The organism is Niallia sp. M35 (assembly GCF_050971705.1).
Lineage (GTDB): Bacteria > Bacillota > Bacilli > Bacillales > Cytobacillaceae > Niallia > Niallia circulans_A.
On sequence record NZ_JBPCEP010000004.1, the window covers coordinates 1 to 15,443 of the forward strand.

General features: G+C 32.8%; 14 protein-coding genes and 1 pseudogene. All 15 read left to right on the forward strand.

The window, feature by feature from the left end; translation table 11 throughout:
• Positions 1-1,997: pseudogene (locus NiCM35_RS05740) on the forward strand (hypothetical protein); the annotation flags it as partial.
• Positions 1,994-2,290: an EscU/YscU/HrcU family type III secretion system export apparatus switch protein gene (locus tag NiCM35_RS05745; RefSeq protein ID WP_047944767.1), complete on the forward strand. Its 297-nt coding sequence runs from the start codon at positions 1,994-1,996 to the stop codon at positions 2,288-2,290. The pseudogene NiCM35_RS05740 and the gene NiCM35_RS05745, both read left to right, overlap by 4 nt.
• A gap of 55 nt (positions 2,291-2,345) precedes the next feature.
• Entirely contained in the window at positions 2,346-2,777 is a 432-nt protein-coding gene (gene fliS, locus NiCM35_RS05750) for a flagellar export chaperone FliS (RefSeq protein WP_095330263.1), read from the forward strand.
• Positions 2,778-2,797: 20 nt separating this feature from the next.
• The gene (locus NiCM35_RS05755; protein WP_095330264.1) at positions 2,798-4,207 is read left to right on the forward strand and encodes a flagellin N-terminal helical domain-containing protein; all 1,410 of its coding nucleotides are present in this window, start codon (positions 2,798-2,800) and stop codon (positions 4,205-4,207) included.
• A gap of 165 nt (positions 4,208-4,372) precedes the next feature.
• Positions 4,373-4,810: a YaaR family protein gene (locus NiCM35_RS05760; RefSeq protein ID WP_095330265.1), complete on the forward strand. Its 438-nt coding sequence runs from the start codon at positions 4,373-4,375 to the stop codon at positions 4,808-4,810.
• Between the two features lie 279 nt (positions 4,811-5,089).
• Positions 5,090-5,344, forward strand: coding sequence for a flagellar biosynthesis anti-sigma factor FlgM (gene flgM / locus NiCM35_RS05765; RefSeq protein WP_095330266.1), 255 nt, complete (start codon positions 5,090-5,092; stop codon positions 5,342-5,344).
• A 21-nt stretch (positions 5,345-5,365) separates the two neighbouring features.
• The gene (locus NiCM35_RS05770; RefSeq protein ID WP_123260560.1) at positions 5,366-5,851 is read left to right on the forward strand and encodes a flagellar protein FlgN; all 486 of its coding nucleotides are present in this window, start codon (positions 5,366-5,368) and stop codon (positions 5,849-5,851) included.
• Between the two features lie 11 nt (positions 5,852-5,862).
• On the forward strand, positions 5,863-7,512 hold the full coding sequence (gene flgK / locus NiCM35_RS05775) for a flagellar hook-associated protein FlgK (protein WP_095330268.1): 1,650 nt from the start codon (positions 5,863-5,865) through the stop codon (positions 7,510-7,512).
• 45 nt (positions 7,513-7,557) lie between these two features.
• Positions 7,558-8,703, forward strand: a complete 1,146-nt coding sequence (gene flgL / locus NiCM35_RS05780) for a flagellar hook-associated protein FlgL (protein ID WP_095330269.1) — start codon at positions 7,558-7,560, stop codon at positions 8,701-8,703.
• 120 nt (positions 8,704-8,823) lie between these two features.
• Positions 8,824-9,273, forward strand: coding sequence for a flagellar assembly protein FliW (gene fliW, locus NiCM35_RS05785; RefSeq protein WP_095330270.1), 450 nt, complete (start codon positions 8,824-8,826; stop codon positions 9,271-9,273).
• Positions 9,273-9,506 (forward strand): carbon storage regulator CsrA, encoded by a 234-nt coding sequence (gene csrA, locus NiCM35_RS05790; protein WP_095330271.1) that lies wholly within the window; start codon positions 9,273-9,275, stop codon positions 9,504-9,506. Before fliW ends, csrA begins: the two co-directional genes overlap by 1 nt.
• A 146-nt stretch (positions 9,507-9,652) precedes the next feature.
• Positions 9,653-10,768, forward strand: a complete 1,116-nt coding sequence (locus NiCM35_RS05795) for a flagellin N-terminal helical domain-containing protein (protein ID WP_433778905.1) — start codon at positions 9,653-9,655, stop codon at positions 10,766-10,768.
• 152 nt (positions 10,769-10,920) lie between these two features.
• Positions 10,921-11,511, forward strand: a complete 591-nt coding sequence (locus NiCM35_RS05800; RefSeq protein ID WP_433778907.1) for a DUF8042 domain-containing protein — start codon at positions 10,921-10,923, stop codon at positions 11,509-11,511.
• A 15-nt stretch (positions 11,512-11,526) separates the two neighbouring features.
• Complete coding sequence (locus NiCM35_RS05805; protein ID WP_433778908.1) at positions 11,527-12,534, forward strand: UDP-N-acetylglucosamine 4,6-dehydratase family protein; 1,008 nt, start codon at positions 11,527-11,529, stop codon at positions 12,532-12,534.
• 55 nt (positions 12,535-12,589) lie between these two features.
• A complete protein-coding gene (locus NiCM35_RS05810; RefSeq protein ID WP_433778910.1) occupies positions 12,590-15,421 on the forward strand; it encodes a 6-hydroxymethylpterin diphosphokinase MptE-like protein in 2,832 nt (943 codons plus the stop codon).
• Positions 15,422-15,443 lie beyond the last annotated feature (22 nt).

Genomic DNA, 15,443 nt, shown 5'->3' on the forward strand with positions numbered 1-15,443 from the left:
AAAAAGCGATCCAAACGGTAAAAGAAACGATAATCAATAATCCGAAAATGCCGCCGGAAGTGGTTAAACAAGTAGAACAGGCAGTAAGAGAAGCAACGATAAGCCAGCGTTTAGGCCAAGAGAGTGCGGGCAGAGAGAAATTAGTACAAGCAATCACAAAAGCGGAACAAGAAGTAACGGCCCAACAAACCAAACCAATATCAACAGACCAAAGCAAAGCAGTACAAGATCAATTGAACCAAACGAAAGACCAAATAAAGCAAGAGCCAAACCTACAAAAAGCGATCCAAACGGTAAAAGAAACGATAACCAATAATCCAAAAATGCCGCCGGAAGTGGTTAAACAAGTAGAACAGATTCTTAACCAAGCAGATCAATTAAATGTAGCGTCCAAAGAGCGTATAAAAACTGCTCTTAATCAGGTTATCGATATGGATAATTCAAAAATTCCTAATGAAAAGAGTCCAGTTCAACAAAATGAGAGCAATAGAGAAGCTGCTAGGGCTAACGCGACAACTCAATTACAGTTGGATAGTATCAAACAAGCTGTTAAACAAATACAGAAGGAGCCTATTTTAGAAAAGGCACTGCATGATTTAAAGTCTGAGCTTCGCAAAAATGAAAACTTAAGTCCAGATAAAAAAGAAAAGATAGAAAAAGCAATTAATACTTCATTAGAGTTAAGTAGTAAAGGCAGAGAGATGGCATCTAGACAAAATATTTCTAAAGCTTTACAAGAAGTAGAAACAGCAATACAACAGGAAAATAAAAATTATGTAGAAGATAGTTCTCCAAAACAAGTGGAGATGGAAGAGAAACGATGGGATAGTCAGTTACAAGCCATGGGCATCTCATCAAAGGATATATTGGTAACAAAAATATCGCAAAAATTAGCAGAGGCAACACATGAGTTTAGAGATATAAAGAGAGAAATCTATCGGAATTTAGATAATGCACAAAAATTAATGGAAAAATATAAAGATTCAAGTATTCCGCAAGCATCCAAAATAATTGAAAGTACAATCGCTAAATTAGATCAAACAATTTTAAAAAGTGATTTAATGTTATATGCCGATATGCGTACCGAAAAACGATTACTCCAGGCAAGCTCACAATTAGCGGAGGCAAAAAAATATCTTTCTAATGGAAATACTGCCAAAGCAACTGAAATTGTTTCAGAGGTGAAGAAGATGGTTGAGAGTATTCAATATAAGCCATCTGAACAAAAAATTGTCCACTATGTTTCAAAAAATAGTGCGTTATTAGAAGAAGTATCTCCATTGAAAAGTTTGGTAAAACAATCTGAAGATATGGGGAGGAATTATATATTAGAAGGAGAAGAGCCTTCTTCACGACAAATGTATGAAAAAATCCGCTCATTCGGTTTAAATCGAGAGAGCGATGTAGCAAATAAACTAGTTTCAAGCCATACACCAACTAAAGAACAAGAAGATAATCTAAAGACAACATTATTGAAATTGGCAAGCAGTGAAAATTTAGGTGATGAAACAGTTAGCAGGCAGGCGGAACAGGCATTAAACAATATTAATGGTCAACAATTATTAAATAAGCAAGATTCATCTAGCCAATTGCAAAGCATGTTCTTTAATTTACCCATGCTGTTAGGCGAGAAAAATGAGAATATACAAGTATTTATCAATTCAAAATCAAAAGGAGAGCAGGTAGATTGGGAAAATTGCAATCTTTACTTTCTTTTAGAAACGAAGAAATTAGGGGATGTTGGAATTTTATTAAATGCGACAGATCGCAATCTATCTATCACCGTAAAAAATGATTCAGCAGATTTTGAAAAGAAAATGTCGCCGCTATCTAAAATTGCGGTAGATCGTTTACAAGAGATTGGTTATCAAGTTCAAAATATCCAATTTACGCATCTTACGAATCCTTCAGCTGAAGCAATAGAGAAAAAAGAGAATAAAAGGCTTGCAAGCGTTAATGAATTCATACAAGAGAAAGGAGTTAACTTACAAATATGAGCATGACAAGATATTATAATCAAAAAAATCGTTTTGAAAGAAATGGGCCAGTTGCAGCAGTATTAAAATATGACGATAAAAGTACTGCCCCTTCCGTTGTTGCACAAGGAAAGGGAGCAGTTGCTCAACAAATAATAGAATTGGCCCAAAAAAATAATATCCATATGCAAGAAGACTCCTCTCTTGTTGCAAATCTATTAGATATGGACTTAGGAGATAGTATTCCTCCTCAATTATATTCAGTAATAGCAGAAATTCTTCTATTAATTGAAGAAATGAATAAAAAATATTAAAGAAATTAAAAGTTGTTCCGATAAAAAAAACAGGAGCATTTGGAGGTGGAAAATCATGGCTAACCTTATTACAGAAGAAGTACTCTATCAAAAATCTCCACAAGAACTCACAGCGTTATTATACGAAGCATGCCTAAATAATTTAGAAGAAGCAATTGAAAATATAGAGAATAAAGATTATATCCTCGCGAATGTTAAATTAAAGAAAGCTAATGACATTGTCTGGAGACTTGGCGCTGGGATTAATTATGAGGCAGGAATTATCGCCGATCAACTAGACATGTTATATAACTATATAGCAGGAAAACTTATTGATGCCAATTTAAAAAAAGATATATCCATTATCCAAGAAGTCAAAACGATAGTAGAAGAACTACTTGCGGCTTGGACTGCAAGCATGAAAGAAAAAACACCTAAGATAAATACTGGTCTTCGCCAAAAAACATTGGCATACGAAAAAAATATCATGACATATGATAAAAATTAAAACAAAAGGAGCATATTAAAATGAAAATTAATCACAATATTCAGGCGCTGAATGCTTACCGCAATCTATACCAAAACCAATTCAATACTTCCAAAAACCTAGAAAGATTATCTTCTGGTTTAAGAATCAATCGTGCAGCCGATGATGCAGCAGGACTTGCGATTTCTGAAAAAATGCGTTCGCAAATTAAAGGCTTATCTATGGCAGAACGCAACTCACTAGATGGTGTTTCTTTAATGCAAGTAGCAGAAGGAGCAATGAATGAAGTGCACTCAATGCTTCAACGTATGCGTGAACTATCTGTACAGGCAGCAAATGACACAAATACCGATTCAGATCGTAATTCCATTCAACAAGAAATTGATCAGCTGTTAAAAGAGATTGATAGTGTTGCCGCTAAAACTGAATTTAATACACGTAAGCTATTAGATGGTTCTAGTGCAGTTGATACACAATTCCTTGATGGAGAACAGGCAAAAACAAACTTAAAGCAGGTTCCTACAGTAGTAGATCCAACTTTGGCAACAGGCAAATACGAAGTGGCAGTTTCTGGAACTCCGCAATTTGTTAATACATTAAATCAACCAGGTGCGGGAATCAGTTCCTCAGATGTTCTTACAATGGATCCAGACAGTGACTTAGCATTAGGAGAATATTCTGTGGTGGTTACAGGATATCAGGATGATGGAACAAAAAGAAGCGCCAATATTGAAATTTTTGATCCAAGTGGATTTTCTATTGGCCAGCTTGCAGCAGTAGTAGGTGAAGATGGAAAAACTGAGACAATTGGAACAGAGACTGGCAAGAAAATAAAGATAGACACAGCACAAATTACTGGAAATGGTACAGCTAAAGTTCAAATAGAATCTAAAGTTACATTATCTGTTTCTAAAGTGAATGGTGACGATTCTACTACTCCAATTACTTTCTCTAAAGAGCTTATTACAAGAAATGGAGAAGTTGAGCACGGCGGATTGAAGCTATCTTTTGGAGCGAATGTTAAAGAGGGTTCATCACAATTTGATTTAACAAACAAAGCTCTAACATTCCAAATTGGTGCCAATACAAATCAGAATCTGAATATTGATATCCCGCAATTAAGCACTGTAAAGCTGGGGATTAATAATTTGAATATTCTTTCAAATGATGATGCAAGCAAATCAATTTTCAAAATCGACCAAGCGATTAACCAAATTTCTTCCATTCGTGCTAAACTAGGTGCTACCCAAAACCGTTTAGAGCACACAATCAGCAATCTGCAAGTAACAAATGAGAACTTAACATCTGCAGAATCTCGTATCCGTGATACAGATATGGCTCAAGAAATGACCGAGTTTACAAAAAATAATATCTTGAATCAATCAGCTCAAGCGATGCTGGCTCAAGCAAATCAATTACCAAATGGAGTTCTACAGCTTCTACAATCGTAATTATTAAATCAAAGCTAGTCCTGGTAAAAGATGGACTAGCTTTTTTCTTTCTATTTTATGATAATATAAATGCTATATGTGTGTAATAAATATAAAATTAACTACATTAACAATCTTCTCTTGGAAATCTAAATATATTTATAATTATGAAAGGGAGGTTTATATATGGAAGTACAAAGAGTATCGAGGACAAGTACGGATAAAATAAAAAGTAAAGATAATTTGCCGGCAGAGAGTATTTCTTTTCAAGAAGTTATTTCTAAAAATCGTCAACAGGCAGTTTATGACAAATTAACAAAATTAGTAGAAGAAATTGAGGGACAAGGGAAAAAATTATCGGAACACCGTACGGTAGATGATTTGCGCAGATACAAAAAAATGGTAAAAGATTTTATGGATGAAGCGGTTAACAATGCTTTGAAACTAGAAGAGCAGAGTGGTTTTAATCGAAGAGGAAGAACGAAAGTATATAAAATTGTTAAAGAAGTGGATAAAAAGCTGGTGGACTTAACCAATACCTTATTAGACAAAGAAAAAAACGGTTTAGATATATTACAATCAGTTGGTGAAATCCAAGGTCTTTTAATTAATATATATACTTGAATAAGTAATTAGAACTATTGCGGCAAGTGAATTCCCAGGAATTCTATGCTGCTTTTTTATTATATCGGGATATTTTGACTAAATTGAACATGAAATATGAATAGACTGGTTAGAATAGAAATAGGAATATCAGTCTAATTTGTATAAAAACAAGTTTTAGTCTTTAAAAGGAAAAATTTTGACCGATATAGAAGATAGAAGAATAAGAACTGAAAGATGAGTATAGTAAATTTCCATATATGAAACATAAGGTCAAATTTTCTGTAGAGGAGTGTAAAAATGAAAATTAATAATTATAATCCGGTAAATATGAATCCATATAAAAAGCAGATGGAAAAAAATGCAACTGCACAAAACATAAAAAAAGAAGACAAAGTGGAAATATCAAAAGCTGCGTTAGAACTTCAAGGTACACAAGATGAAGTAAGACTAGAAAAAATTCAAGAGCTAAAAAAGCAAATTAGTGAAGGAACATATCAAGTAGATTCAAAAGAAGTTGCTGAAAAAATTCTATCATTCTGGAAAAAGAGCTAAGGAAAGATAGGAGGATTTCGGATGCAGACCGAAAAGATTGAAGCTTCGTTAAAAGACATACTTTCCTTGCATGAAGATCTGTTGCAACTTTCTTTTGAAAAAAAAGACATCCTTATTAAAGGCGATACAGATCAATTAAGAGTAATCACAGGCAAAGAACAAAAGTATATTAAAGCTATTCAAAAAAAGGATCAAGAATTGCAATTGAATTGTAATAATTTTTTAGGTAATGAATCAACGCAGACAACATTAAATGATGTTATAAAAATGGTTGACGATCAAACGAAAGAGATATTAATGGAAATAAAACAGAAACTGGTAGAAGTGCTGGGATTAATAAAAACGCAAAATGACACAAATCAACAACTTATTAACCAATCCCTGCAATTTATTGAGGTCTCTCTTGATTTATTAAAGCCAGATATAGACACATATAATTACAATCGGTCAGAGACGAAAAATCCTTATCAAAAAGAAGGATTTTCGATATTTGAATCAAAGATTTAGGAGGAGAATCAATGGTTTCAACCTTTATGGGCTTAGAAACTGCAAAGCGTGCTTTGACAACACAGCAATCAGCTATTGCTACAGCTGGGCATAATATTGCAAATGCTAATACATTAGGCTATACGAGACAAAGAGTAAGTTTAGCTGCTACACAAGGATTTCCTACAGTTGGTCAGAATAGTCCGGTAATGCCAGGTCATTTGGGGACTGGAGTTCAAGCTGATCAGGTTGAACGAATTAGAGATAGCTTTGTAGATATGCAATATCGCAAAGAATCTAGTAAATTGGGATATTGGGATTCGAAGGCACAAATGTTATCACAAATGGAAAATGTTATGGATGAGTTATCTGGAACAGGGATTTCGAATAGTATGGATCAATTTTGGAATTCCTTACAGGATTTAGCGACAGAGCCAGAAAATGAAGGGGCAAGAAGAGTTGTTAGAGAACGTGGATCTGCTTTGGCGGATACGTTTAAATATATGTATTCTTCTTTAAAAGCAATTCAAAAAGATAATAGAAATGAATTAGAAAATACAGAAGATAATATTAATAGTGTGTTGAAGCAAATTAATCAATTGAATCAGCAAATAGGTGCTGTGGAGCCTAATGGCTATTTGCCTAATGACTTATATGATGAACGTGATAGATTGCTTGATTCTCTTTCTACGATGATGAATATTAAAGTAGAAGCTAAGTCCAGCGGCGGATTAGCTCGGGCAAGTGCTGAGGGACTTTATGATGTATACATGGCAACACCTGAGGGGGATATCTTAACAGATTCTAATGGTCAGCCTATTAAACTAATAGATGCATCAACAAGAACAGCAAATGGCATCCATATCCAATTTGATAGTAGAGAAGAATTAGACAGCCCAGTTACCTCTTTTAAATTTTTTAAACTAAATGATGACCCGACTGCTAAAAGTAAGTTTGATGGAATAGAAACGGATGCTGATGCTGATGCTGCAAATGGTGTATATACTTTAAACGATTTCAAGGCCTTAAATAGTCAAGGGAAGCTGAAAGGCGTAATTGAAGGTTACGGTTATATGGAAGGCGGAGAAATAAAGGGCACATATAATGCTATGTTTGACGATTTAGATGAAATGGTCTATACGTTTGTAACAGCTTTTAATGAGGTTCACCGAAGTGGATATAGTTTAAATGAAATAGAAGATGGAACTGCCAAAGATATTGACTTCTTTAGTTTTACAGATAGCAATATAACAGCTGATAATCCAAAAGGAGCAGCTGGTAGTATTGTATTGTCCAAGGAAATTTTGGAGGATGTAGATAACATAGCAGCTGCTACAGAGTCCTCTGCTGGAAATGGAACAAATGCCTTAAACCTTTCAAAAGTAAAGGATTCGATTCTTGATTTTGGCGGGAATAAAACAAATGTCCAAGCCTTTTATCAAGGGGTTATCGGCAAATTAGGAGAACAAGCTTCTGAGGCAAATAGGATGGAAAAGACTTCAGGAATATTAAAGACTTCAGTTGAGCAATCAAGAATGTCTGTAAGTGGTGTATCAATTGATGAAGAGATGGTAGACTTAATCAAATACCAGCAGGCATATAATTCAGCGGCAAGAATGATTACAATCGTGGATGAAATGCTTGATAAAGTTATTAATGGAATGGGTGTCGGAGGAAGATAAAAACTTCTATTTCCTAACTAATTAAAACTAGGAGTGTAATAGATAATGAGAGTAACTCAATCAATGCTTACCAATAATAATATGAAATACATTAGTAATAGCTATAAGGATTTACAAAGGCTTTCTGATCAAATTACAACGGGGAAAAAAATAACTAGACCCTCTGATGACCCTGTTATAGCTATGAAAGGGATGCGTTATCGTACACAAGTATCGGAGATAAAACAATATCAGCGCAACCTTAATGAAGGATATAACTGGATGGAAAATGCTGATACAGCTCTAGATAGCTCGAATCAAATTTTAAAAAAAATTAGAGAATTGACAGTGCAAGCGTCAAATGATACGTATGATGAAACGGCACGTAAGAATATTGTCGATGAAATTACCACATTACAAGAACAGTTAGTAACATTGGCAGAAACAAAAGTAGGGGATAAGTATATTTTTAATGGCACTGATACAGCTTCCTCTCCCATGAATTTAAATCAAATAGATATGGAATTTGAGGGGTTTCAAGCTGGTTTAGCAGATGGGTCTATTAATCCTTCTGAATATGTAATAAACTATCAAGGAAATAAATATACCTATGATAGTACAGATAATATGTTTAAAAATAAAAATGGCTCTTCGATTGAAATTGATGGAAATACAGGAGAAATAACATATACCTATCAAGAAGAATTACCATATAAAGATGGAGAAACAGTTGCTGCTGAAAAGAAAATAGATAGTGGAAGTATTGTTATTTCAAAAGATACTGCTGTTTCGACGAATTCAAATCAAGTGCTATTAGAAGTCTCAAAAGGTATATCTATCCCTGTTAACATAACTTCAAGTAATGCTTTTTCATTAGATATGTTTGGTGGAATTGAGGCAATTAAGAAAATGATCTTGGACCCCGATGCAACAGGCAAGGAAATTACTAAATCATTAGATGCAATTGATGGATATATAACGGATGTTGTTTCCACACAGTCTCAATTAGGAGCACAATTGAATCGTGCTGAAATGGTGGAAAGTAGATTGAAGAAGCAAGAGGTTGTTGCGAATCAAACACTTTCTGAGAATGAAAATATGGATTTTGAAGAAGCTGTGATGGGCTACTTAACACAGCAGCTGGTTCATAATGCATCACTTCAAGTAGGAGCGCAAATTATGCAAAGATCATTAGTAGACTTTTTACGATAAGCTGTCCGATTGGATAGCTTTTTTCCTTTATAATAGAATTACCTATAGATAGGATGGTAAACAGAATTTTTTTTTTACTGGATGCAAATAATAAATTAAAATGAGAATGGTGGTAATAAAGTGGAAATAAAAACGAAATTTCATGGGAATGTTGCTATAGAAAAAGAAAAAATAATTCGATTTGAACAAGGATTACCTGGTTTTGAAGAGGAGAAAGAATTTTATATATTGCCTTTAGAAGGAGGAGCAGACCTTTTCGTACTTCAATCAGTAGCAACCCCCTTATTAGCTTTTGTCATGATAGATCCATTTTTGTATTTTAAAGAATACGCAGTGAAAATTTCCGATGAGGTAAAAGAGTTATTAAAAATACAAGATACAAAAGAAGTAGTCATCTTTTCTCTATTAACCATTAAAGAAGAGCTGAAAAGCATTACAGCTAATCTTCAAGGACCAATTGTTATAAATGATAGGCTGAAAAGAGGCAAGCAAGTCATACTAGTAGATTCAGATTATCAAACCAAACATGAACTTTTTCTTTTCAAGGAACAAAAGGAGGGTTCTAAATAATGCTGGTATTAAAACGGAAAGTAAATCAATCGATAAAAATTGCAAATGATATTGAAATAACAATCCTAGCAATTGAAGGAGAGCAAATAAAAATCGGAATCGAAGCACCGAAACATATTGAAATACATAGAAAAGAAGTCTATGTTGCCATCCAAAATGAGAATAATGAGGCGGGAATTGCCTCTGTTGATTTCGTGAAAAATCTTACTAATCAATTAGGAAAAAATAATTAGATTTTTATTGTTAATATACTAAACATAAATAATTCCCTGACGATATATTTAATAGAACGGCAATTCAAGAAGGCGGCCGACTTTTTGAAATGACCGGCTAACCACATGGATGTGGAACTATTTATATTCAGGGAGGAAAACAAATAATGATTATCAATCATAACTTATCAGCGATGAATACTTATCGCCAAATGGGTGCAAACCAAACAAATGCTTCTAAATCTATGGAGAAATTATCTTCTGGTTTACGTATTAACCGTGCAGGAGACGACGCAGCTGGTCTAGCAATTTCTGAGAAAATGCGCGGACAAATCAGCGGTTTAAACCAAGCACAACGTAATTCTCAAGATGGTATTTCTTTAATCCAAACAGCTGAAGGTGCTTTAAACGAAACGCATTCAATTCTACAACGTATGCGTGAACTTGCTACACAAGCAGCGAACGATACAAATACAGATCAAGACCGTCAAGAGCTACAAAAAGAATTAAATCAATTAACTTCTGAAATTAACCGTATTGGTAACAATACTGAGTTTAACCAAAAGAAATTATTGAATGGTTCACAAAGCTTAAGCAGCGGAAGCAGAGTAGCAACTGCTGGTAATACAGCTAGTGGAAATGGTTTACACTTACAAGTTGGTGCAAACTCACAACAAAACTTTACGGTTGATATTTTTGATATGCGTGCAGAAGCACTTGGAATTGCTGGTTCTAAGGGTACATCTGCTCAAATTGGTAAAGCTGATTTAGCTGGTCAAAAGAATAAATGGGATGATACTATTGGTACTGAAAAGTATACATCTGCTAGTGGAGCATCGATAACAGGAAAAAAAGTTCTTACTGAGAATGGAACAACTATTGGTGCTGAACTTGTTGCTAAATCTTCTGATGCTAAATTTGCTTCAGGTGCTGCAAATAAACTTACAGATGCTGGTAATGATACTGGTGCTGAAGTATATGCTTTAGATATCAGTGATCATAAAAAAGCTACTTCTGCAATTTCAACTATCGATGCAGCTATTAATCAAGTTTCTGCTGAACGTTCTAAGCTTGGAGCATTCCAAAACCGTTTAGAACATACAATCAGTAACTTAGGTAACTCTTCTGAGAACCTACAATCTGCTGAATCTCGTGTACGTGACGTAGATATGGCAAAAGAAATGATGGAAATGACTAAGTCTAACATCCTTTCTCAAGCATCTCAATCTATGCTTGCTCAAGCTAACCAACGTCCACAAGCAGTATTACAATTATTAGGTTAATAATCTTAAATGACTACCGGATTTCGGTAGTCATTTTTTGCTTTTATAACGCCTCGATACCTTTCCTTCCATTATTTATCTTCTGTTTTGTTATTCAACTTTTTGAAATAATACCGATATAGTAAGTAGAATACATTGTTGGGGGTTACTAAATGGAATTACATCTATCCAGTGAAATGCTTATTTATGAAAATAGCGTGAAAAATATAGATATACTTATAGAAAAAATTAATGAGGACTTAGAAAAAAACAAATTATACTTTAGTCACTTAATTATTAATGGAAAAGAAGTTTATAGTGATTTTGAAGAACAAATTATGGAGCAAATCAATACAATTAAAAAAATAGAATTAGTAACGAAAACAATTGATGAATTTATTAGCGATTTAACGGTATCATTAAACGAATATAGTAATCGCGCTATCCCAAGTATTAAACAGCTTACAGAGCAATTTTATCAATCTCCAACAGAGGAATCATGGGGCGTACTTCAAGATTTATTGGAAGGCTTAAATTGGGTGTATAGTACGATAAAGAGTATGGGAAATACGGAGTTAAATGAGTATAAGGAAAAACTATTGAATGTCGCTAATCATTTCGAAGTTGAATTGCCTAACCTGCTGGATGCAATTGAAAATCGTGATTACATCTTAATTGGAGATATTATTTCTTATGAAATTCTCCCACAATTTGAATCAATTGAATCAATCACTGAAAAGACATTTCAGATTATAAATAAATAGAAAAGAGTTAATTAAATGGATAATAATCTATACTATCGTAAAAAGATTTTGATTATTGGCGGAACAGGAACAATAGGAAAGCAGCTTTTAATAGAACTTTTAAAGTGTGAACCGGAAGTTGTTCGGATATTTAGCAGAGATGAGTATAAGCAATTTGAACTGCAGCAAGAGTTGGGAAGTATATCTAATATTAGGTATTTAATTGGTGATGTTAGAGATCAACAGAGATTATTAATGGCAATGGAAGATATTGATTTTGTATTTCACTTAGCAGCAATGAAACATGTGCCTGCTTGTGAATATAATCCTTTTGAAGCAGTGAAGACAAATGTTATCGGAACACAGAATGTCATTCAAGCAGCATTAGATGCTGGTGTGAAAAGAGTCCTATTTACAAGTACAGATAAAGCGATTGCTCCTACTAATGCATATGGAGCAACAAAATTAACAGCGGAAAGACTTATTTCTGCAGCTAATTATCAAAAAGGACCCAAAAAAACCATTTTTAGTTCTGTGCGATTTGGAAATGTAATGGGTTCAAGAGGATCGGTTATCCCTTTGTTTAAAAAGCAGATTTTGAAAAAAGGGTATATAACTATTACCAACAAAGAAATGCTTCGTTATATGATGACTCCATCTCAAGCTATTTCGCTTATCCTTGAAGCAAATGAAAAAGCAATTGGTGGAGAAGTTTTTGTATTGAAAATGCCAATAATTAAATTAGGTGATTTAGCTGAGATTATAATGGAAGAAATCTCAAATAAATTCGAATTAAACAATAGAGTTGAAATAAAAGAAATTGGCTTAAGGCCAGGGGAAAAAATGTATGAAGAACTCATGACAGAAGATGAAATAAGAATTGCATACGAAACAAATAATATGTATATAATTCCTCCAACATATACCAAATACAAGATAGATCATGCTAGTTATCTAATTAAAGAAATACCTATTGTTTCTAAAGAAAAAGCAATAGAAAAAGAAATATTGAGAAATTGGATATTAAAGGAAATGATTATCTGATTTGGTTTAACGAAAAACATTTTAATTAACAATTAATAATAAAGGATATGATAGTTTGAAAAGCAAAAATTTATCTGTTTTAAGAGAATATAATCCAAGTCTTTTCAATTTAATCAATATAGATTCAATAGAAGATGATGATACGAGTTATCAAGTAATTGAAACACGAACAGGAATTCCTACTATACAAGTAAATAAGGAAGGCCGTTCACGATTTGTTCATAGCAAATATGACCCGAAAAGTGAAGCGGAAAAATTTATTGAACAGTTCCAAGAGAATATGGGTGATTATGACCATGTATTATTCTATGGTGTTGGGTTAGGTTATCATATTGAGGCTTTTACAAAGCGTAATCCCATGTTTAAATTCTCTATTTATGAGCCTAAAATCAATATATTTAAATTATATGCTGAACATGTAGATATACCTTTATACAGAATAAAGAATATATTTGTCGAAACATCGAGAGAAGCGGGCCGAAATTTTTTAATAAAATTAACAGAAGAAATACAGGAAAGAATTTTATTAATTATTTTACCGAGTTATCAACAAATTTTTAAAGATGAATTTGCAGACTTTATGGAAGACTTTAAAATGGCAGTTGAATATAAAAAACAATCAATTTATATCGATACTAAATTTAGTACTAGGTGGACAATAAATAGCCTTTTAAATTTTTCTACAACGATAAAAACTCCAAACATCTTAAATCAAACATATAAAGAACTCTTTAAGCAAAAACCTTTAATCATTGTTTCAGCTGGTCCATCTTTAGAAGAAGAATATGAGAATTTAAGATATATAAAACAACATAAACTAGCCTATATTTTTGCTGTTGGTTCTGCTAATAAGGCGCTAATAGCTCAAAATATCATACCAGATGCAGTAACTACTTATGATCCTCAAGGTCATAATCATAATGTGTATTCAAGTATTATAGAAAAAGGTATTGAATCTATTCCTATGATATATGGTACGAGCGTAGGATTTGAAACGTTAAATTTATTCCAAGGTCCGAAGTTGCATATGTTTACAAGCCAAGATACTGTAAGTAAATATTATTTGCAAAATCAAAATGGAATGAACTTTGAATTTATCGAAGATGCTCCAACAATTGCTTCTGTGACATTCCAATTAGCAGCTAAATTAGGGTGTTCTCCAGTAGTATTTGTTGGTCAAAATTTAGCATACAGAAATAACCAATATTATTCTAAAGAAGTTCAGTATAAAGATCGAGGCAGGTCTTTTCAATTACAAGAAACTGATCGAACTAAGACTACTCTTGTAAAAGATGTATATGGAATGGATATAGAATCCTCTCCTTCCTTCATTAATATGCTAGAGAACATGGAGTACTATATTGCAAAATATAAAAATGTCGAGGTAATAAATACAACAAATGGTGGAGCTGCAATCGCAGGCACTGAATTTATACCATTAAAAGATTTTACTAAAAATAGACTGCATTCTCCTGTGGTGCAAGAAAACTGGTTTAAAAATACGCAAAAAGAATATAGTGAAAATCACATATTGAAGTATATAAACAAAATGGAACAATCCATGGAGAATTTTCAAAAGTTATATAAGGAAATTCTAGTTGTATTAAGTGATATACAAAATAAACTAGTGAAGAAAAATGGTTCGCAACTTGCAAAGAAATTCCAGAAGTTTGATAAAATAATGAAAAAAATCATTATGAATGAGTGTTATATTACTTATATTTATCCGATAAATCGTTCTCATTTTCAATCATTAAGCTTAAAGGCTGCAAATATAAGAAAACAAAGTAATGATATAGAAAAAGCAAAAGTTTTAATTGAGTCTTTTAGACCGTTTTTAGAGAGATGTAATGAAACAATTGAGCGGATTACTGAACTTATTTTAAGGGAACATTATCAGCTATATAAAAATATAAATCATAAGTGTTATAAATATTATGATGTAAATAATGGATGTTTTAGTTTTACAGGACATGTAAAAAAGAGATATAGAAATAGTGGAATTTACTTATTTAAACAAGAAACTAATACAGATTACTCCACAATAAAGTTTAGATTTACCGGTAAGTATCTGCGACTTATAGGTAGAAAAGTCACAGACAATAGCTGTATACAAGTATTAATTGATGGTGAGGCTGTTAATAGCAGTACTAAAAATATTAGCGAAATTAAAGCTAGTGTTTTTGAAATTAGTAATCTTGAAAACCAAGAGCATCAGGTTGAAATCCGTTTATTAGAGAAATCTATATTCTGGTTTTTAGGTGTAGAAGTGGAAGAAAACGAAAGAGTACTAAATGTAAATGAAGTAACTACGATAGATGAACTAGAAATCGGTAAAAAAATTCGCTGCCACTATACTGCAACATATAATAGAATTGGAACATTTGATAATCTTGGAAAAGAAACAGTTGATTTTATTCCAAACGAGTCAATGGGAAATCCGAATGGAGATTTTTATTTTATTATGGTAGATGAAGATGGAGCTAATAAAAAATTAATTGCTGATCGAAATATCCAAAATTCTGTAAGTTTTAAAAGGCTAAAAGAAGGTCTTGATCAAAATGTTCATATTGATAATTTATTGAATACAAGAATTCGGTTGCCTCAAGTTAATAGAGATATTGATGAATGGATTTTATATATCCAAAATTCAAATTTGAATAATACTATCGTAGCCAATGATGAAACTGTCTGGAATCATGAAAGAAATGTAGATAAGTCATATGGTTTACATAGTTATATAGATGAGGAAGGTAAAGCAGCTGCATATAGCTGTTATACAAACAACGAAATGAATATTATTAAAGAAAATACCCTTTTTGAAATTGATGAAAAAGATATTCAGAGACTATTGGGTTTTAGACCAGCGCTAATTATAAAAAAATAAAAGTATAAAATGAAAGATGGTA

Coding starts and splice junctions, on each gene's coding strand:
- NiCM35_RS05795 (WP_433778905.1), top strand. CDS start 9,653: ATGATTATCAATCATAACTTATCAGCGATGAATACTTATCGCCAAATG.
- NiCM35_RS05755 (WP_095330264.1), top strand. CDS start 2,798: ATGAAAATTAATCACAATATTCAGGCGCTGAATGCTTACCGCAATCTA.
- flgM (WP_095330266.1), top strand. CDS start 5,090: ATGAAAATTAATAATTATAATCCGGTAAATATGAATCCATATAAAAAG.
- NiCM35_RS05805 (WP_433778908.1), top strand. CDS start 11,527: ATGGATAATAATCTATACTATCGTAAAAAGATTTTGATTATTGGCGGA.
- csrA (WP_095330271.1), top strand. CDS start 9,273: ATGCTGGTATTAAAACGGAAAGTAAATCAATCGATAAAAATTGCAAAT.
- flgK (WP_095330268.1), top strand. CDS start 5,863: ATGGTTTCAACCTTTATGGGCTTAGAAACTGCAAAGCGTGCTTTGACA.
- NiCM35_RS05800 (WP_433778907.1), top strand. CDS start 10,921: ATGGAATTACATCTATCCAGTGAAATGCTTATTTATGAAAATAGCGTG.
- NiCM35_RS05760 (WP_095330265.1), top strand. CDS start 4,373: ATGGAAGTACAAAGAGTATCGAGGACAAGTACGGATAAAATAAAAAGT.
- flgL (WP_095330269.1), top strand. CDS start 7,558: ATGAGAGTAACTCAATCAATGCTTACCAATAATAATATGAAATACATT.
- NiCM35_RS05770 (WP_123260560.1), top strand. CDS start 5,366: ATGCAGACCGAAAAGATTGAAGCTTCGTTAAAAGACATACTTTCCTTG.
- NiCM35_RS05745 (WP_047944767.1), top strand. CDS start 1,994: ATGAGCATGACAAGATATTATAATCAAAAAAATCGTTTTGAAAGAAAT.
- fliS (WP_095330263.1), top strand. CDS start 2,346: ATGGCTAACCTTATTACAGAAGAAGTACTCTATCAAAAATCTCCACAA.